We start from the raw sequence: 19,249 nt of genomic DNA, 5'->3' as shown, positions 1-19,249 counted from the left end.
CAAACTGGCGGCCCAGATCGTTGGAGACCACGACATTGGCCGCTCCCTTGAAGGCGCGGTAGCGCTTGATGCGTACCCGCGATTGCAGGCCCAGCTCGGCCATCAGCCGCTGCACCCGCTTGTGGTTGATGGCCTTGCCCTGATTGGCCAGTTCCAGCGTTATGCGACGGTAGCCGTAGCGCCCTTGGTTCTCATCGTAAATCGCGCGGATACGCTCACGCAGTTCCTCCTCGCCCTCATCTGGATGGGCCAAGGCGTTCACTTGGTAATAGAACGTGCTGCGCGACAACTCGGCCGCTTCGAGCAAAAGCGGCAGTGCGTAGGTCAGCCTCAATCCTTGGACGGCTTGCGCTTTTGTTGCTGCGCCGCCTGCTCTTCCCGGATCAAGGCATCGAGTTTTTTTAGGTAGGCTGTCTCCGCACGCAGATAGGCCACTTCTTTCAGAAGCTCATCGCGGCTCATGTCCTCGGCGGGCTTGGACGAGCGGGTCTTTTTCATCGGTCTTGGTGGCGATGGTGGGGGTGGTGCCAGCGCTTGAGCGCCGCCGTCAGCATACAACCGTTGCCATAGCGCCACCGCGCCGGCGCTGCCTATCTGGAAGTACGTCGTGGCCTCTCGTGCCGACATGCCCAGCTGGCCCATCTTTTCCAGGACATCCAGCTTGAACTGGAGATCGTAGGATCGGGGTTTGCGCTGAAACCCTTGCCGGCCATGCAGCCGGTAGGTCGCTGCCCACCGCCTGACCGTGGAGAACTCCAGGCCATGGCGGCGGGCAACCGCCTTGACCGATGTGGAGGTCTTGCAGGCCTCTTTGGCGACCTGCAATTTGAAACGAACCTCATATCTATTCATGTAACCCTCGGGGTCGGATCAGGTGTCCAACTCCAGGGGGTCACTTCACCATGGGGGCTCGATGGCGCCATCCATGGCGCCAACGGTCCTGCAAGCCCACACCGCCCCACCCCTGACAGATCGCGGCGCATCTTTGCTGTTGGTAGCTGTCGACCTTGGTCGACACGATGCATCCACGCCATGCCTATACGGTAGATCCACGCCATGCGTGGATATGAGCGAAGCGACCGGCTTTTGACTTTGATTTTGTTCTTGATTTTCCGTGGCGAACGCGCACGGAAANTGTCCGTNGCCGGGCGGGNGGGNTGCGCAGGGGCGTAAGCGCCATGGATGGCGCGCCCGAGCCTACATGGACGTATTCACGGCGCCCCCTGCGCAGTCCACCCGCCCGGCCAACCCACGGCTTCTGCTTTCAGCGACCCACCACCCGCCACGAGGGGCTCAGCCGTTGGCCTTCGCCTTGGCGTCCCGCGCCGCCTGCTGCTCGACCAGCGTCAGCGCCACGTTGTCCCGCAGGTACGCCGGCTCGACCTTCTCCGGCGCAATGCCTTCGCCGCGCGCGAACGCCGGTACCGCCAGTGCCAGCACATCCGCTGCACGTGGCAGCGCCGTTGCATCGAAGCGGCGCAGGCCAGCACCCAGCTGCGCGACCAGCGCGCCGTCGGCCGCGGCAAACCCGGTGCCGACGCCGTAGACGGACGCAGCATCCGGCAACGACACCGCCGCCGGCACGCACACGCGCTCGGCATCCCGCGCCACCGGCAGTCCATCCACGCGCTCGAAGCGTGCCACGTACAACTCGCCCATCCGCGCATCGATCGCCGACAGGATCTGCTTCTCTTCCACCGGCGCGCGCAGCGCCAGCACCTGCAGCGTCGACACCGGCAGCAACGGTCGATCCAGCGCCAGCGCGATGCCCTGCGCCAACGCGATCGCCAGGCGCACACCGGTGAACGCACCGGGACCACGGCTGAGCGCGATACCGTCCAGCTGGCGGCGGCTGATGCCGGCCTCGGCCAGCAGCTCCTCCGCCCACGGCAGGCTCAGTTCGGCATGCCGGCGGGGGGCGATCTCGAAGCGTTCCCGTACCTGCCCATCCACATGCAGGGCTACGGAACAGGCTTCGGTGGCGGTTTCAAAGGCGAGCAGTTTCATCGGATCGGGTCAGAACAGGGGGAACGTGGCGCCGGGAGCCGGCTCCGGGCCCGCCACGGCGGCGGTCGGGGCAGCGGCATCCGCCACGGGCGCCCATTGTGGCGCAAAGAAGGCCTGCACATCGGCCAGGGCCCGGGTTCGCCGGAACGGCGGCAGCGACTGCAGGAAGACCTTGCCATAACCCCGGTTGAGCAGGCGCGGGTCGCACAGCACCAGCACGCCCCGGTCGGTCTCGCTGCGGATCAGGCGGCCGACGCCCTGCTTCAGGGCAATCACCGCCTGCGGCAGCTGCTCGTCGCGGAAGGGGTTGCCACCCTGGGTGCGTATGGCATCCAGTCGCGCTTCGTACACCGGATCATCGGGCGTGGCGAAGGGTAGCTTGTCGATCACCACCACGCTCAATGCCTCGCCGACCACATCCACGCCCTCGCGGAAGCTGGCCGAGCCCAGCAGCACGCCATTGCCGGATTCGCGGAAACGCTGCAGCAGGGTCGCGCGCGGCGCTTCGCCCTGCACGAACAGCGGCCAGGGCCCATCACGCAGCGCCTCGGCCGCCTCGCGCAGCGCCCGATGCGAAGCGAACAACAGGAACGCCCTGCCCTGCGACGCCTGCAGCACCGGACGCAGCACCTGGATCAGTGCGGTCCCGAAACCGCGCGCAGCTGGATCCGGCAGGCCTTCAGGCAGGTAGCACAGTGCCTGCTCAGGCCAGTTGAACGGACTGGGCTGTACCAGCGTCTGCGGATCATCCAGGCCCAGGCGCGTGGCGATGTGCTCGAAGCCGCCGCCAACGGTCAGCGTGGCGGAAGTGAAGATCCATGCGGCATGGCTGCGCTCGCGATGTTCGCGCAGCGGCGCGGACACATCCATCGGCGTGCGCTGGCAGCGGAAACCGCGCGCGGTCAATTCATACCAGAGCACGTCACCAGCGACGGCGGTCGCTTCTGCAGGATCGGCATCGAAGTCGAGCACGGGTTCTTCATCCCCCAGCCAACGGCCCAGCCGCGAAATCGCCTCACGTGCGCGCGCATGGCAGGCATCCAGGCCAGCAGCGGCTTCGCGCAGCGGTTGCAATGCCTGCTCCAGCACCACCAGGCTGGACATCACCGCATCGAAACCCTCGCGTACCTGCGGCATTGCCAGCGCGCGCCATTGGGTGCCACGCGCGGGCAGCCCCTCCATCGCAGCACGCAGTGCAGACAATGCCTGCTGCAGATGATCGACCGGTTCCTGCAGTGCAGACTGTGCGCCACCCACGCCGCGCGCTTCAACCAGGCAGTCACGGCCCAGTTCCTGCCAGGGGCGCATGCCGAAGCCTTCGCCGAAGAACTGCGCGGCCAGTTCGGGCAACTGATGGGCTTCGTCGATGACGAAGGCCTGCGCACCGGGCAGCAGTTCACCGAAGCCCTCCTGCTTCAGCGCCAGGTCGGCCAGCAGCAGGTGGTGGTTGACCACGACCAGGTCGGCGGCCTGGGCACGCTGGCGGGCCCGCACGACGAAGCAGTCATCCCAGAACGGACATTCGTTGCCCAGGCAGTTGTCGACGGTGGAAGTGACCATCGGCAGCAGCGGCGAGTCGTCGGCCAGGCCATCGAGTTCGGCGATATCGCCCGATTCCGAGCGGCCGGACCAGGCCAGGATGCGCTGGAACTGTGCCGCCTGTTCCGGGCTCGAGAAGCGCGGCTCGCCGCGTGCCTGCTGCAGGCGGTAGCGGCACAGGTAGTTGCTGCGCCCCTTCAGCAGCGCGCTGCGCCCGCCGACGCCCAGTGCCTGGCGCACGCGCGGCAGGTCACGGTGGTAGAGCTGGTCCTGCAGCGCGCGCGTGCCGGTGGAAATGATGGTGCGCATTCCGGACAGCAGCACCGGCACCAGGTAGGCAAAGGTCTTGCCGGTGCCGGTACCGGCTTCGGCGAGCAGCAGGTCGCGCTGCTGCATCGACGCGGCAATGGCCTCGGTCAGGCGCAGCTGCGCAGGACGCGGAACGAACGCATCCAGATGGGAGGCGAGCGCGCCGCCTTCGCTGAGGGCTTCGCGGCTGGCATGGACAAGGTCGGACATCAGGTGGAAAGGATACCCGGCCGGGCGTTGCCCGGCACCCGTTTCAGGCCAGAGCACAAGCAAAAGCAACGGCAACAGCGTTTGTTCATGGCTCTGGGTTGCTACGTGCCGGGGTGGGGCGGACAGGGCAGCCAGGACACGCCGTAAACCCATCCCTGGGAGCTCGATGGCGCCATCCATGGCGCCAACGGTCCTGACTGCCCTGCCGGCCCCACCCTCGACAGTTTCCCGGTGACGGAATGCAAAGGCAGAGCGGATGCGCGGATGGGCGAGTTGTACGTGGCACGCTTCGAGCGCGTGGATGGACGGGGATCAAGCGGTACTGAGTTTCCAGCCAACGGCGCAGCCCCTCGTGGCTGGCTGCCTGGTCGCGTAAGGCAAGAACCGCGCTGGGCCGGGCAGGTTGGGTTTGCGGGGGTGTCCGCGGCATGGATGCCGCGGCCAAGCCCCAAGGATGGGTTCACGGCGTCCCCCGCGAATCCAACATGCCCGGCCCAGCGCGGTTCTTGCCTTACGCGACCAGGCAGCCAGCCACGAGGGGCTGCGCCGTTGGCTGGAAACTCAGTACCGCTTGATCCCCGGCACCGTGCAGCCTTCAATCTGCGCGTGCGCGGACACCGCATTCTCCTTCTCGCCCCGCGCCAGGCGCGCCTGCTCGATCGTCGCCCAGTGCCGGCGGCACAACGGCCCCGTCTTCGAGCCAAGGTCCACAGCCTTGCGTGCGAACGTTTCCGCCTCCGCCCAGTGGCCCTGCAGCAGCGCCAGTTCCGCGCGTTCCTGCAGTACCGACGGATCACCGGCCACGATCTGCAACGCCTGGTCCAGGCTGCCGGCGGCGCCGGCCAGATCGTTGGCCTTGCGCTGGGTCAGCGCCGTCTGCCGCAGATCCTCAACCTGGGAATCGCGCAGTGGCTGCACCGACAGTTCCTTGTCATCCGGGCCGGCTGCGGCTTCCACGGCTGCCAGCCGCTGTGCGGGCGTGGTGGTGTCCACCGGCTTGACCGCCTGCGGCGCGCTGCTCACGCAGGCCGCCAGGGCCAGGCTGAGGCCACTCAGGACCAGGGGCTGGAACAGCGAACGGATAGTCATCGGCATCATCGGCTTGGAGGAGGAGTCGCTGCAGCGGGTGCTGCGGCAGGTTCAGCGGCGGGTTCGGGCTTACGGTCAAGGCCGAACCAACTGCGCCAGCCGCCGCCCTCGCCTTCCGCACCGTCCTGCGCGTCCGGCAAGGCCGCCGGTGCGCAAGGTTCATACGCAGGCGCATAGCCCACCACGAACGGGAAGCGGCGTGCGCCCGGGCACCCTTCATCGGTGCTGTTGGTTCCCGTGGCCGCAACCGGCTGCCAGTCCAGGCCCTTGTTGCTGACCTTCAGCGGCGCCGTCGGCAGGCGCTGGAAGATGCCCGACCACACTCGCATCGCGCCGGTTGCGCCATACAGGCCGGCCTGTTCGTTCTGGTCATTGCCCATCCAGATCACCGCCAGGTGGTCGCCGGTGTAACCGGCATACCAGCTGTCACGGCCATCGTTGGTGGTGCCGGTCTTGCCGGCCGGCTGCAGGCGGCCCAGGCCATCGGCGTTCAAACGCTGCGCGGTACCACTGGCCACCACCTGCTGCAGGCCGATGCTGATCAGGTTGGCGGCAATCGAGTCACCTTCCTGTGCCGGTGCCGGGGTCTTGTCGTAGCGCTTGAGCAGCTTGCCCTGCGGATCAAGGACGCCACGCACCGCGTGCAGCGGCTGGATCTCGCCGCCCGATGCCAGGAACTGGTACAGCTGCGCCATCGCGTACGGGCTCTGGTCGGTCGAGCCGAGGATCACCGCCGGGTTCGCCTCGGCCTTGATGCCAGCCAGCACGTGGATCAACTGCGTCACCCGTTCCGGGCCGACCTGCATGCCCACCCGTACCGTCGCCTGGTTGTATGAGTGGGCGAGCGCATCGATCAGGCGCACGGTGCCGTGGCTGCGGTTGTCCGCATTGCCGGGGTTCCAGTTGCGGCCGCGGCCGAGCTGCACGGTCACGGGTGAATCATCGACCCAGGTGGCCAGCGAATAGCGGTCCGGCTGCGCCAGTGCCAGCAGGTACACGAACGGCTTGAGCAGCGAGCCGACCGGGCGCTGCGCCTCGATGGCGCGGTTGAAACCAACCTCGGAAACATCGCGGCTGCCGATCACCGCCACCACGTCACCGTTGTGCACGTCGGTCATCACCAGGCCGGCCTGCAGTTCGGGGCGACGCTTGCTTTCCAGCGACTTGATGGTGCGCGTGACCGCACCTTCGGCATAAGCCTGCGCGGACGGCGACATGCCGCTCATCACGCTCAGGCCAGCGCCCTGCAGAGCGGATTCCGGATAGTCGTGGGCAAGCTGGCGACGCACCAGGTCAACGTAGGCCGGGAAGCGGTTGGCCGCCACCAGGCCCGGGGTCTTGGGCACGCCCAGCGGCGCCTTCAACGCACGCTGGTACTCGGCATCGTCGATCAGGGTCGCCTCGTGCAGTTTGCCCAGCACGAAGTTGCGACGGTCCAGCGCGCGCTCGGGATTGCGCCGCGGGTCGTAGTAGGACGGCCCCTTGACCAGGCCGATCAGCAGCGCGATCTGCTCGGTTTCCAGCGAGGACAGATCGCGGCCGAACCAGAACTCGGCTCCCGAGGACATGCCGTGGATCGCCTGGCTGCCGCGCTGGCCCAGATACACCTGGTTGAGGTACGCCTCGAAGATGGTGCGCTTGTCATAGCGCGCTTCCATGATCAACGCATACAGCACTTCGTTGAACTTGCGGGTGACGGTCTGTTCCTTGCCGATTCCCAGCAGGCCGCTGCGGGCCAGCTGCTGGGTCAGGGTGGAAGCACCCTGGCGGCTCTGCCCACCGGAGCGGACGGTCACCCAGACCGCGCGCGCGATACCGGACAGATCGATGCCGTGATGGCGGTTGAAGTCCTTGTCCTCTACCGCCTGCAGGCCAGTGACCAACAGGTCCGGGGCCTCGTTCATGCGGATCAGGCGGCGCTCTTCCTGCTTCTGCCCATACAGCGTGGCAATGCGCGCAGGATCCATGCGGGCCGCCTTCAGCGCCTTGCGGCTGTCGGCGTCCCGCAACGATGCGATGCTGCCGCCGGACAGCGACAGCTCGACCCGGCGTGCAGCAACGTGGCCATCCACATCGTTGTAGCCGCGGCTGGAGATGACGAAGCGGCCGCCCTGCACCGCATAGGTTGCCGGATCCTTGCCCTGGCCATCATCGCGATAGGCCGAGGCGGCCAGTTCGGTCTTCAGGGTGGCCGCATCCATCGCCTTGCCGGGCAACAGCACCAGCGGACGTGCATAGACGCGCGTCGGGATCTGCCATCGCAGTTCACCGAAGCGTTGCGTCACCTGCTGGTTCAGGTACAGCGTATAGGGGATCAGGAAACCCAATCCCAACGCGACCGCCGCCATGGTCCAGGTGATCAGCCGGCGCCGCCAGAGCGGACCGGCGTCCTGCTGGTCGTCGTCGAAATCGTCGATATCGTCTGAATCGTAGCGTCGGGGCACGGGAATGCGACAATGTAGGGTCTGGCGAGTCTACCCCAGCCGCTGCGGCAGGCGAATTCTCCCGGCCCCCCTGCTTAAGCTGGAGTTGCAACCGGATGGCGATGTCCCTGGCCGAAATCCGCTACCTGATCAATCGCCTGACCGGCTTGGCCCGCCGCAGCCTGGCCAGCCTGCGTACCCGCGGCTGGCGGGCCACCTGGCAGCGGATACGGGTGCACACCCAGCGCGCGGTGCCGGCACCGCGCAAGCCGCTGTACCTGCCACCGGCACAGCCGTTCGCTCCCTTTGCGGTGCCCACCAGCGATACCCCGGACGTCAGCATCGTCATTCCGGTGTACAACCAGGTCGACCATACCCTGGCCTGCCTGCGCGCCCTGGCCGCGCACCCGCCGTCGGTAGCCTGCGAAATCCTGGTGGTGGACGACGGCAGCAGCGACGCAACGGTGCAATGGATGCCGCAGATCAGTGGCCTGCGCTACGAAGTGCGCGAGCACAACGGTGGCTTCATCGAGGCCTGCAACGATGGCGTGTCGCGCACGCGCGGCCGCTATGTGGTGCTGCTCAACAACGATACCGTGCCGCAACCGGGCTGGCTGGAGGCATTGCTGGATACCTTTGCGATCGTCGCCGATGCCGGTCTGGTCGGCAGCCAGCTGCTGTACCCCGACGGCCGCCTGCAGGAATCGGGCGGGGTGATCTTCAGCGATGGCAGCGGCTGGAGCTACGGCCGTTTCGAAGCGGCCGATGATCCGCGCTTCGCCAGCCTGCGCGACGTCGATTACTGCTCCGGCGCCGCGCTGATGCTGCCGCGTGCCCTGTGGCAGCAGCTGGGCGGCTTCGACACCCGCTACAAGCCCGCCTACTACGAAGACACCGACCTGGCCTTCCGCGTGCGTGCGCAGGGCCTGCGCGTGCTGGTACAACCGGCCAGCCGGGTGATCCACGATGAAGGCACCAGCAACGGCACCGATACCGGCAGCGGCGTGAAGGCCTACCAGGTACGCAACCAGGGAATTTTCGCAGCCAGATGGGCCGCTGAACTGGCCTCCCATCCGAAGCTCGGCGAGGTACCCTCGCCGGCACTGCTGCTGCGTGGCCGCCGCCAGGTGCTGATCCTCGATGAGGAAGTACCGCGCCCGGAGCGCGACTCCGGCTCGCTGCGCCAGGTCAACCTGATCCGCCTGCTGCTGCAGGGCGGCGCCCACGTGGTGTTCGTGCCCACCCGGCGCGAACACGGCGGCGTGGCAACCGAAGCCCTGCAGCGGATGGGCGTGGAAGTCTGGTATACGCCCTTCCTGGACGGTGTTGCAGGCTGGCTGCGCAGCCACGGTACCCGCTTCAACGTGGTGATGATGGTGCGCCATCATGTCGCCAACGAATGCCTGCCGCTGCTTGAACGCTACGCACCGCAGGCGCGCACCGTGTTCGACACCGTCGACCTGCACTACCTGCGCGAACGCCGGGGTGCGGAAGTGGCCGGCGATGCTGGCCTGCTGCGCAACGCCGAACGCACCCGCGCCAGCGAACTGGCAGTGATGGACCAGTGCGACATCACCGTGCTGGTCAGCGCCGCCGAGCGCGAACAGCTGCAGGCCGATGCCCCCCAGGTCCGGGTGGAACTGATTTCCAACCTGCATGAAGTCGCCGGCACCGGCGCACCGTTCGCACAGCGCCACGACCTGGTGTTCGTCGGCGGCTTCCGCCACCCGCCGAACCTGGACGCGATGGAGTGGTTCATCGGTGACGTGTTCCCGCACATCCGCGCAGCACTGCCGCAGGTGCGCCTGCATTGCATCGGTGCCGGCGCACCGGACACGCTGCTTGCCCTGGCTGCTACCCAGCCGGGCGTGGTGATGCATGGCTTCGTCGAAGACATCGTTCCGTACATGGATGGTGCCCGCATCGCCGTCGCGCCGCTGCGTTTCGGCGCCGGCGTGAAGGGCAAGATCAACCTGAGCATGGCTCATGGCCAGCCCGTGGTCGGAACCACCTGCGCGGTGGAAGGCATGCACCTGCGCGCCGGCCAGGATGTACTGGTGGCCGACGATGCAACCGGCTTTGCCGATGCGGTGGTCCGCCTGTACCAGGACCCTGTGCTGTGGCAGCAGCTGGCAGCCGCCGGCCTGGCCAACGTGGCCGAGCATTTCTCGCTGGATGCCGCATCGGCAACCGTGCAGCGGGTGTTCTTCGATCAGTCGATGTGACCGCCTGCGTGCCGCAGGCGGTCCTCGAACGCGGGAAGCTCGGCCAGGTCCGGCTGCAACCGCCGCACCTGCTCCACGGCCGAGGCGGCAAACTCCACATCACCGCGACCCAGCCGTTCGCTGCCGATCGCCAGCCAGCGTTGTGCCAGTCGGGCACGCGCATCGGGCAAGCCTGTCGCGGTCGGCGCCAGGGTCTGCCAAGCCTGCAGGCAGGCGCCCGCAGCCTGCACCCGGTTCTGCCGCAGGTTGTCATCAAAACAGGACCGGCTGGCGGGCAGCAGACGCGCTGCCGCTGCCTTGACCCGGCTGTCGCGCGGCGCCAGTGCCTGCGCTTCGCGCAGCGCATCAAAGGCGCTGTGACCGGGAGGGCTGATCCACTGTCCGGCGCGCTCGGCGCGGTCGATCTGGCGCAACCTATCGCGCAGCTGGCGCTCGCGCTGGGCCGCGCTGATGCCCGGCTGCTGCAACGACTGTCGCGCCTGCCGCGCACGCTGCAGACGCTGTGCCAGCTGCTGCTGCGCTGCCTGCGAGGCACCCAGCCCCGCGGCCAGCGCGGCGTCCTTGTCGGCCGCCTCGAACTGGAAGTCGTCGGCCCGCTTCTGGCTGCGCGCCAGCAATGCCTGCACGGTCTGCTCGCGCCCACGCAGTGCAGTGGGATCATCGGACGTGACCGCCAGCACGGCCTGGAAACTATCCGCAGCCGTCTCAAGCTGCTGCCGTTTTAGCGCACGCTGACCCTGCTGCAGCCGTTGATCGACGGCCTGGGAGAGCGCTTCCTGGCTGGCAGGAAGCTCGGAATGACCTGCATCGAACTGACGTGCGCGCTGCAGGATCGCTGCCGCCGTGGCCAGTTCGCCGCGCCCTGCCTGTGCACGCGCCTGTTGCAGCAGATCGCTCAATGCATCCTCGCGCCCCTCCAGTGCAGGCAGGTTGTCCGGCTGCAGTGCCAGCACGCGCTGGAACAACGGCAGCGCGCTGCTGTCGCCGTCGTCCAGCCGCCCCGCTGCAAAGGCATTGCGGGCCTGCGCAAGCAATGCACCGATGCCGGCACCGGCGCGACGACGCGCCTGCAGCTGCTGGGCCACCGCGTCTGCCTCGGCACGCGGCACCTGCAGCTCACGCGCCAACGCCAGTGCCTGCGCGCAGCCGTCCAGGTCGCCCGCCTGCAGTCGCTCACGCGACTGCTGCAATGCTGCCGCGCCGGTGCGGGCCAGGCCCTGTCGCGCCTGCGGGCGGTCGCCATCAAGGGCCAGCACCGCCTGGTAGCGTTCACGCGCGCCGCTGCCGTCGCCCGCAGTCAGGCGTCCTTCGCTCAGTGCGCGATCGCCCTCGGCCAGCAGCTGTTCTATCTGTGGCTCATCCCAGAACCAATCCGCCAGCGGTTTGCGCACCAGTACCAGCAGCACGAACACGGCTGCGGCAGCCAGCAGTGCCCAACGCCACACCCGTCGTGCATGGCGCGCCTGCAGCCACCACCAGCGGCTTTCACGGCGAACGCGATCCAGCGCCGGATGTGCGGCGCCGTGTGAGCGATGCGGGGGCTCGCGTTCCATGCGTGCAGGGTAGCCGGGGCAGCGTGAAGCTCAGCCCAGACGACGCGCCTCGCTCACGCCCGGCAACGCATCGAGCTTGCCCAGCAGATTCGACAACTGGCCGTAGTCGCTGACCTTCAACCGCAGGCGCAGATGCGCGCGGCCACTGTTGCGGACGTTGTCGCTGTGGATGTCCAGCACGTAGGCGTCTTCCTGTGCGATCAGGTTGGTGATGTCCTTCAGCAGCCAGCGGCGGTCGACCGCGTCGACCACCACGTCCACTTCATAGCCACCGCCGGCCTGGCCCCATTCCACCGGCAGGATCCGCTGCGGGCTGGTCGCAGCCAGCCGTGCCAGTGCCACGCAGTCTGCACGATGGACCGTGACACCACGGCTACGGGTCAGGTAGCCGACGATCGGTTCACCCGCCACCGGCTGGCAGCAGCGCGCCAGCTGCACCAGCAGGTTGCCCACGCCCTGTACGGTGAACTTGGACTTGCCCAGGTTCTCGCGGCGCGCGGTCGGCCGCGGCAAGGCCGACGTCGGCGCCGGCTGGCTGGCCGCACGCTCGGCCTCCAGCAGCGAACGGCTGACCTGGTTGGGGCCGGTATCGCCCAGGGCGACCTGGATGTACAGGTCGTCGACGCTGTCGGCGTGGAACTTCTTCGCCGCCGCGGACAGGTCCGAATGCTGCAGGCCCAGCCGCTTCAGTTCGCGCTCCAGCAGCTCGCGCCCCGCCTGCACGTTGCGCGCACGGTCCAGCTTGTGGAACCAGCTGCGGACCTTCTCGCGCGAGCGGTTGCTGGCCAGGAAGCCGTTGGCCGGCATCAGCCAGTCGCGGCGCGGGTCGGCCTCCTTGCCGGTGAGGATCTCGACGCGATCCCCGCTGCGCAGACGGTAGGTCAACGGCACGATGCGGCCGTTGACTTTGGCCCCACGGCAGCGGTGCCCGACCATGGTGTGCACCTGGTAGGCAAAATCCAGCGGCGTGGCGCCCTGCGGCAGGTCCAGCACCTCGTCCTTCGGGGTCAGCGCGTAGACACGGTCTTCGGTCAGCTCGGCATCAAGCGCCCCGGCCAGTTCATTGCCATGCCCGTCCTGCGCCTGCTCCAGCAGCTGCCGCATCCAGGTGATCTTGCGATCGAACGACTTCTCCGCGCCCTTGCCGCCTTCCTTGTACTTCCAGTGCGCGGCCACGCCCAGCTCGGCCTGCGCGTGCATGTCGTGGGTGCGGATCTGCACTTCGATGGTGCGCCCTTCCGGGCCAACCACCGCCGTGTGCAGCGAGCGGTAATCGTTGGCCTTGGGCCGGGCGATGTAATCGTCGAACTCGCTCGGCACCGGCGCCCACAGCGCATGCACCACGCCGAGCGCGGCGTAGCAGGCAGCCACGTCGTCGACCATCACCCGTACCGCACGGATGTCATACAGCTGGTCGAAGGCCAGGCGCTTCTTCTGCATCTTCCGCCAGATGCTGTAGATGTGCTTGGGGCGGCCGCTGACCTCGGCGCGGATGCCCTGCACGCCCAGTTCGCGCGACAGCACCTTCTTCACGTTCTCGACATAGCGCTCGCGGGCGATGCGGGTCTCGTCGACCTCGCGCGCGATGCGCCGGTAGGTGTCCGGCTCCAGATGGCGGAAGGCCAGGTCCTCCAGTTCCCACTTCAACTGCCAGATGCCCAGCCGGTTGGCCAGCGGCGCATGGATGTCGCGGGTCAACTGGGCCAGCGCGCGGCGCTGCTCCTCATCGAGCTTGTCGGCCGCGCGCATGCGCGCCAACTGCCGGGCCAGCAGGATCGGTACCACCCGCAGGTCGCGGATGATGGCCAGCAGCAACCGGCGCAGGCCTTCGCTGTTGCGGCCCGCCTCGCGCCCGGCATGCAGGGCCCAGACGGGATCAGCCGCATCCTGTCCATCAAGCAGACCGATCACCGCCGCTTTGTGGCTGCCCAGCGGCAATGCGTCGAGGTGGACGCGCAGGCCCGGCAGATCGAACAGCAGGGCCGCCACCACGGCGCCCTCGTCTGCCGAGAGCATCGCCAGCGCGTCCAGGGTATCGCCCAGCACCGACCAGCTGGCACGCATCTGCGGGTCGCAGTCGGGCGCTTCCCAATGCCCGCGCAGGGCCTGGCGCAGCGGAGCCGGCAGCACGGCTGCCGAGGGGCGGTTCAACAAGGCATCCAGGCCGGGGACGGAAGCGCGGTTCACAGCATCGAGCAGGCAAGACAGAAGCCCCTACACTAGCGCCGCAGCCGTTCAGGAACAATCGCCGCGGCCAGCATCGCCGGGAATGTGGACATGCCGCTACACTCGCCGACATCCACCGGAGAGTTCCGCCATGCCTTCGATCACCCTGCCTTTCCGCCCTCGCCTGCTGGCCTTTGCCGCCGTGCTGCTGTCCCTGTCGGCGCCCGCGCTGGCCCAGCGCGTGGTGCAGGGCGACCTGCAGCAGCAGATGTCACCGGCCGAATTCAAGGCCGCAGGCCTGGACAAGCTCAATGCCGCCGAGCTGGCCACGCTGAACCGCTGGCTGCAGGGCAAGGTTGAAGCCGCCACCACCGAGGCCGTCGCTGCGGTGCGCGAAGAAGCGCGCGAGGAAGGCCGCCAGGAAGTGATCGTGAAGAACCGCGGCTTCTTCGACTTCGGCAGCAGCGAGCCGATCAGCGGCGTGCTGCAGGGCGAGTTCCGCGGTTTCGGCAAGGGCCGGGTCTACGTGCTGGACAATGGCCAGCAGTGGGAACAGACCGATGCCACCTCGATTTCCGGCGTACGCAAGCAGTCGCCGAAGGTCAGCATCAGCCCCGGAGTGATGGGCGTGTGGTACCTGAAGGTCGAAGGCGTGAACACCCAGCCCAAGGTGCGCCGCACCAAGTAACGGCCTGGCTTTGCTGTAGAGCCAAGCCAACGATTGGCGACAACCTGCTGCGCCACGTCCCGCAGTAGATCCACGCCATGCGTGGATGCCATTCCGCTTGACCCCGCCAGCCAGTACCCGGCGGGGTCAGCCCAGGGGTTACGAGGCCTGGCGCAGTGCGGTCACCCGCTGTGCCAGTTTCTTCGCCGAAACGCCGGTGCGTGCGCCCAGTTCCTGGGCGAACAGCGATACCCTCAGCTCTTCCAGGTCCCAGCGTAATGCCTGCCACTGCGGCCGTTCGCGCAGGCCCTGCTGCTCGCCCACCTGCAACGCCTCCAGGAACGGGTGCAGTTCCAGCATGCGCGCCTGGTCACGCGGGGGATCGCGCTTGGCACGCTCGGTGCGCAGGATCATCGCTTTGAGGTAGCGCGGGTACTGCGCCAGGACATCAGCCGGCGTGTCGCGCAGGAAACCCGGATGGATCAGCCCAACCAGCTGCGCTTCCATGTCATCCAGATTGCCGCGCGCCCAGCCCATCAACGGCGCCTCCAGCATCGGCTTCAACTCGGCCACCAGGGCAAGGATCGACTCGGCCAGCTTCAACCGCTGCATGGCTTCGCCGAATAGCGTTTTTGCGGCGTGTTCGCGACGCTGCTCGAATGCAGCTGCATCACGGATATCGCCCAGGCCGTCGGCCAGCACGGCATTCAGCGCCGCATCGACCAGATCTCCACGCAGGCGTTCCTGGGTTTCGATCGAGGCATACAGCAGCCCGGTCTTCGCCGCTACCGGCAACTGCTTGCGTGCCTGCTTGATCTTCTCGCCCAAGCCGATCTCCAGCAGTCGACGCACGCCCAGCGGGTGTACTTCTTCGGCCTGTTGGCGATCAGCGAAGATTCGCAATGCGACGCTGTCACCCTCATCCTTCAGCGCGGGATAGGCCGGCACGCCGGCCTCGCCCGGCACCTGCAGCGGAATCGGCGTGGCCGGGAACGTGCGCAGGCCATCGGCCGCCATCTCGCGCCCGGCACGTGCGGCGAACGCATCGCCGGCACGGCCACCGAACTTCGCACGCAGCACATCGAGGTCGCGCGAGGTTGCCAGCACCTTGCCCTGCTCGTCGCGCAGGCGCAGGTTCATGTGCAGGTGCGGTTCGATTGAACTGGGCTCGAAGTCGGTAGCGGCCACGGTTGCCCCGGTTGCACGGGACAGGAAACGCGCCAGCTCGCCGGTGATCGCGTCCGCGCTGGGCTGCGGGAAGGCCTCGTAGAACGCGCGCGCGAAATCCGGTGCAGGCACGTAGTTGCGCCGCATCGCCTTGGGCAGGCTGCGGATCAAGGCCGCCGCCTTGTCGGCAACGAAACCCGGCGCCAGCCACCCCAGCTGCACTGCATCCAGTGCATTGAGCAGGTGCAGCGGCACGTCCAGGGTCACGCCGTCATCGTCGGCCCCCGGTTCGAAGCGGTAGTGCAGCGGCAACCGCGCCTGGCCCAGCGCCAGGTACTTCGGGTAGCGCTCCTGCTCGCTGCCTTCACCCGGCAGCAGATCCATCAACGACCAGTGCAGGCCCTTGCGTTGTTCCGGCGGCAGCGCCTTCCACCACGCATCCAGCCCGGACGCGGAATGGATCTGCGGCGGCACCCGGTCCAGGTACCAGCGTGCCTGCCAGTCCTCGTCGGCGACGATGCCGGCACGGCGCAGCTTGGCTTCTTCCTCGCGCGCCTGCTCCAGCACCTTCTGGTTGTCGGCCACGAAGCTGGCGCGGGTGTTGATCTCACCGGTCACCAGTGCCTGGCGCACGAAGATGTCATGCGCCTCGCCGGCGTTGATGCGGCCGTAATGCACCGGCTTCTTGGGCGCCAGCACCAGCCCGAACAGGCTGATCTGCTCGGAGGCCAGCACCTGGCCCTGCGCACGCGACCAGTGCGGGTCGAAGTGCTTGCGCAGCAGCAGGTGCGGCAGTTCGGCAATTACCCAGTCCGGCTCGATCGCCGCCAGGGTCATGCCCCACACCTTCTGCGTATCCAACAGGTTGGCGGCCAGCAGCCACGGTGGCGGCCGCTTGGACAGCGTCGAACCAGGGAACGGCAGGAAACGGCGTTGACGCGGCGCCTGGAAATCACCCTTCTCGCTGCGATGGCCGATCTGCGTGGGCAGGCCCGCCACCAAGGCCCGATGCAGGGTCTGGTACGCCGTGGCGCGAACGCGTTCGCTGTAACCACCGCCGTCGGGCGCCTGGTCCTTCTGCGCACGGGCGGCGACCGGCGCGGGCGCCGTTTCGGCCTTGCCCTCGCGGGCCAGGCGCGCGGCACGGTGCAGCTGGCCACGGGTCGCCTTCACCGCAGCAGCATCATCGCGCGCCGGAGCCGGCGCACTGCTGCCGGCCAGCAGCGGTGCCATCGATGCCTCGTTGGCCTCTTCCTTCCAGCCCAGTTCCTCGCACAGCAGGCGCAGCTGCCGATGCAGTTCGCGCCATTCCCGCATGCGCAGGAAGCCGAGGAAGTGGCGGCCGCACCAGTCGCGCAGCTTGGACTGGGTCAGATCCTCATGGGCCTGGCGATAGGCATCCCACAGGCGCAGCACACCGACGAACTCGGAGCGGCCATCGGCGAACTGCGCGTGTGCGTTGTCGGCGGCGCCACGCGCCTCGGGCGGCCGCTCGCGCGGGTCCTGGATGCCCAGGAACGAGGCGATCACCAGCATCGGTCGCAGGCAGCCCGCCGCCTGAGCCGCCACCAGCATGCGCGCCAGTTTCACGTCCACCGGCAGGCGCGCCATCTGCTTGCCGATCGCGGTCAGGTGGCGCTCGCTGTCGATCGCCCCCAGCTCGGTCAGATGCTGCCAACCGTCAGCGACGGCCCGCTCATCCGGCGCCTCAAGGAACGGGAAATCCTCGATGCGGCCCAGGCCGAGCTGCAGCATGCGCAGGATCACCCCGGCCAGGCTGGAACGACGGATTTCCGGATCGGTGAACTCCGCCCGCGCCTGGAAATCGGCCTCGGCATACAGGCGATAGCAGATGCCTTCGGCCACGCGGCCACAGCGGCCCTTGCGCTGGTTGGCACTGGCCTGCGAGATCGGCTCGATGTGCAGCCGGTCCAGCTTGTTGCGCGGGCTGTAACGCTTGACGCGGGCGAAACCGGGGTCGACCACATAACGGATGCGCGGCACCGTCAACGAGGTCTCGGCCACGTTGGTGGCCAGCACGATGCGCCGGTTCGGGCCGGGGTTGAACACCCGGTCCTGGTCCTGGTTGGACAGCCGCGCGTACAGCGGCAGCACTTCGGTATTGCGGTACTTGCGCCGCTCCAGCGACTGGTGCGCATCGCGGATCTCGCGCTCGCCCGGCAGGAAGATCAGCACGTCGCCACGGGAATCCAGGCGGGTGATTTCGTCGATGGCCGCGACGATCGCATCGTTGACCGTGCGTTCGCCCTGGTCTTCGCCCTCGCCTTCCAGCGCGCGATAGCGCACCTCGACCGGATAGGTACGGCCTTCGACGCTGATCACCGGCGCATTGTCGAAATGCTGGGCAAACCGCTCGGTATCGATGGTCGCCGACGTGACGATCAGCTTCAGGTCCGGGCGCTTGCGCAGCAGCTGCTTGAGATAGCCAAGCAGGAAGTCGATGTTGAGGCTGCGTTCGTGCGCTTCGTCGACGATGATCGTGTCGTAGTTCGACAACCAGCGATCACTGGCAATTTCGGCCAGCAGGATGCCATCGGTCATGAACTTGATGCGGGTGTCTTCGCCGACCTTGTCGTTGAAGCGCACCTGGTAGCCCACCAGCTGGCCCAGCTCGCTCTGCAGTTCCTGCGCGACACGGCTGGCCACCGCACGTGCGGCGATCCGGCGCGGCTGCGTGCAGCCGATCATGCCGGCCTGGCCACGGCCGGCGGCCAGGCACAGCTTCGGCAGCTGCGTGGTCTTGCCCGAGCCGGTTTCACCGGCGATCACCACCACCTGATGGTCGCGGATCAACTGGGTGATGGTCTCGGCTTCACGCGCAATCGGCAGCTGTGGGTCCAGAGTAATGGCCGGCTGTTGTTGCGCCCGCGCCTGCCGGCGCTGCACCGAAACCTGCAAGGCCTGCTCGAAACTGGCGGCCAACGCCGCATCCTGTGGCTTGGCCTGGCAACGCGAGAGCATTCCCAGCAATCGTCCACGGTCGCGGCTCATGGCGCCGTCGATGGCGGCACGCTGTTGGCGCTGGCGGGACTGCGGCATTTTGTCGATAGCGTTCATCAATCGGTTCGTTTAAAACTTTGAATGCGACCAGTCATCACGACTGATTTATTGTGAAGGCCAACGATTCCACAAGGAGGAACCCCATGGCGAAGACCAAGAGCACGACCAAGCCCAAGACCGGCAAGCAGAAGCTTGCGGCTTCCGCCCCGTCGGCCCCCAACATCGATATCGGGATCACCCAGGGCGACCGCAAGAAGATCGCCGACGGATTGGCCCGGTTCCAGGCCGATGCGTTCACGCTTTATCTGAAGACCCACAACTTCCACTGGAATGTCACCGGGTCGATGTTCAACTCGCTGCACACGATGTTCGAGACGCAGTACACCGAGCAGTGGGCGGCACTGGACGACGTGGCCGAGCGCATCCGCGCACTGGGCTTCAATGCCCCGGGCTCCTACCGGGAATTTGCTGCGCTGACCTCGATCGTCGAGGAGCCGGGCCTGACCGACAGTGCGGACTGGCGTGAAATGGTACGCCAGTTGGTGGTCGCCAACGAAGCGGTATGCCGTACGGCACGTGAAGTGCTGGATGTGGCCGATGACGCTGACGACGCCCCGACCGAGGATCTGATGACCCAGCGCCTGCAGACCCACGAGAAATACGCGTGGATGCTGCGCTCGCTGCTCCAGTAAGGGTTTCGGGTGGTTCGGCAGGGCTGCGCCCTGCACCCGCAGAGGCAACGGCAACGGCAACGGCAACGGCCGAAGCAAAAGCTGGTTTCCTGTGGGTTGGCGGGGTGGGTCCGGTTGCGGGAGACGCCGTAAACCCGTCCTGGGGGCTTGGCAGCCGCATCCATGCGGCTGACACTCCCGC

At 67.5% G+C, this 19,249-nt stretch carries 10 protein-coding genes and 1 pseudogene; 3 read left to right on the top strand and 8 right to left on the bottom strand.

Annotated features, from left to right (window positions below; all coding sequences use genetic code 11):
* The 5 genes and pseudogenes from TEP_RS04335 to mrcB form a co-directional block, all read right to left on the bottom strand.
* Window positions 1-852 (bottom strand): annotated as a pseudogene (locus TEP_RS04335) (IS3 family transposase); the annotation flags it as partial.
* Window positions 853-1,293: 441 nt separating this feature from the next.
* Entirely contained in the window at window positions 1,294-2,007 is a 714-nt protein-coding gene (gene tsaB / locus TEP_RS04330) for a tRNA (adenosine(37)-N6)-threonylcarbamoyltransferase complex dimerization subunit type 1 TsaB (protein ID WP_132824400.1), read from the bottom strand.
* A 9-nt stretch (window positions 2,008-2,016) separates the two neighbouring features.
* A complete protein-coding gene (locus TEP_RS04325; protein ID WP_132824399.1) occupies window positions 2,017-4,065 on the bottom strand; it encodes an ATP-dependent DNA helicase in 2,049 nt (682 codons plus the stop codon).
* A gap of 561 nt (window positions 4,066-4,626) precedes the next feature.
* Window positions 4,627-5,163: a hypothetical protein gene (locus tag TEP_RS04320; protein WP_132824398.1), complete on the bottom strand. Its 537-nt coding sequence runs from the start codon at window positions 5,161-5,163 to the stop codon at window positions 4,627-4,629.
* Window positions 5,160-7,598 (bottom strand): penicillin-binding protein 1B, encoded by a 2,439-nt coding sequence (gene mrcB / locus TEP_RS04315; protein WP_132824397.1) that lies wholly within the window; start codon window positions 7,596-7,598, stop codon window positions 5,160-5,162. Before mrcB ends, TEP_RS04320 begins: the two co-directional genes overlap by 4 nt.
* 95 nt (window positions 7,599-7,693) lie before the next feature.
* On the opposite strand from mrcB, the gene TEP_RS04310 reads away from it, so the two are divergent.
* On the top strand, window positions 7,694-9,802 hold the full coding sequence (locus TEP_RS04310) for a glycosyltransferase (protein ID WP_132824396.1): 2,109 nt from the start codon (window positions 7,694-7,696) through the stop codon (window positions 9,800-9,802).
* Here the strand turns inward: TEP_RS04310 and TEP_RS04305 are convergent.
* Together TEP_RS04305 and TEP_RS04300 are read right to left on the bottom strand one after the other, a co-directional pair.
* Window positions 9,790-11,355 carry a hypothetical protein gene (locus tag TEP_RS04305; protein WP_132824395.1) on the bottom strand — a complete coding sequence of 522 codons (1,566 nt, stop codon included), beginning with the start codon at window positions 11,353-11,355 and terminating at the stop codon, window positions 9,790-9,792. The genes TEP_RS04310 and TEP_RS04305 overlap by 13 nt on opposite strands.
* Window positions 11,356-11,385: 30 nt before the next feature.
* Complete coding sequence (locus TEP_RS04300; RefSeq protein ID WP_165933890.1) at window positions 11,386-13,542, bottom strand: bifunctional (p)ppGpp synthetase/guanosine-3',5'-bis(diphosphate) 3'-pyrophosphohydrolase; 2,157 nt, start codon at window positions 13,540-13,542, stop codon at window positions 11,386-11,388.
* A 130-nt stretch (window positions 13,543-13,672) separates the two neighbouring features.
* On the opposite strand from TEP_RS04300, the gene TEP_RS04295 reads away from it, so the two are divergent.
* A complete protein-coding gene (locus tag TEP_RS04295) occupies window positions 13,673-14,209 on the top strand; it encodes a hypothetical protein (protein WP_132824393.1) in 537 nt (178 codons plus the stop codon).
* 138 nt (window positions 14,210-14,347) lie between these two features.
* On the opposite strand, the gene hrpA is transcribed toward TEP_RS04295, so the two are convergent.
* Complete coding sequence (gene hrpA, locus TEP_RS04290) at window positions 14,348-18,433, bottom strand: ATP-dependent RNA helicase HrpA (protein ID WP_132824392.1); 4,086 nt, start codon at window positions 18,431-18,433, stop codon at window positions 14,348-14,350.
* A gap of 86 nt (window positions 18,434-18,519) precedes the next feature.
* Between hrpA and TEP_RS04285 the strand changes: the two genes are divergently transcribed.
* A complete protein-coding gene (locus tag TEP_RS04285; RefSeq protein WP_025879374.1) occupies window positions 18,520-19,068 on the top strand; it encodes a Dps family protein in 549 nt (182 codons plus the stop codon).
* Window positions 19,069-19,249 lie beyond the last annotated feature (181 nt).

The organism is Stenotrophomonas sp. TEPEL (assembly GCF_004348785.1).
Lineage (GTDB): Bacteria > Pseudomonadota > Gammaproteobacteria > Xanthomonadales > Xanthomonadaceae > Stenotrophomonas > Stenotrophomonas indicatrix.
Note: the sequence above shows the minus strand (reverse complement) of the source record. Positions and strands in the feature narration are given on the sequence as shown.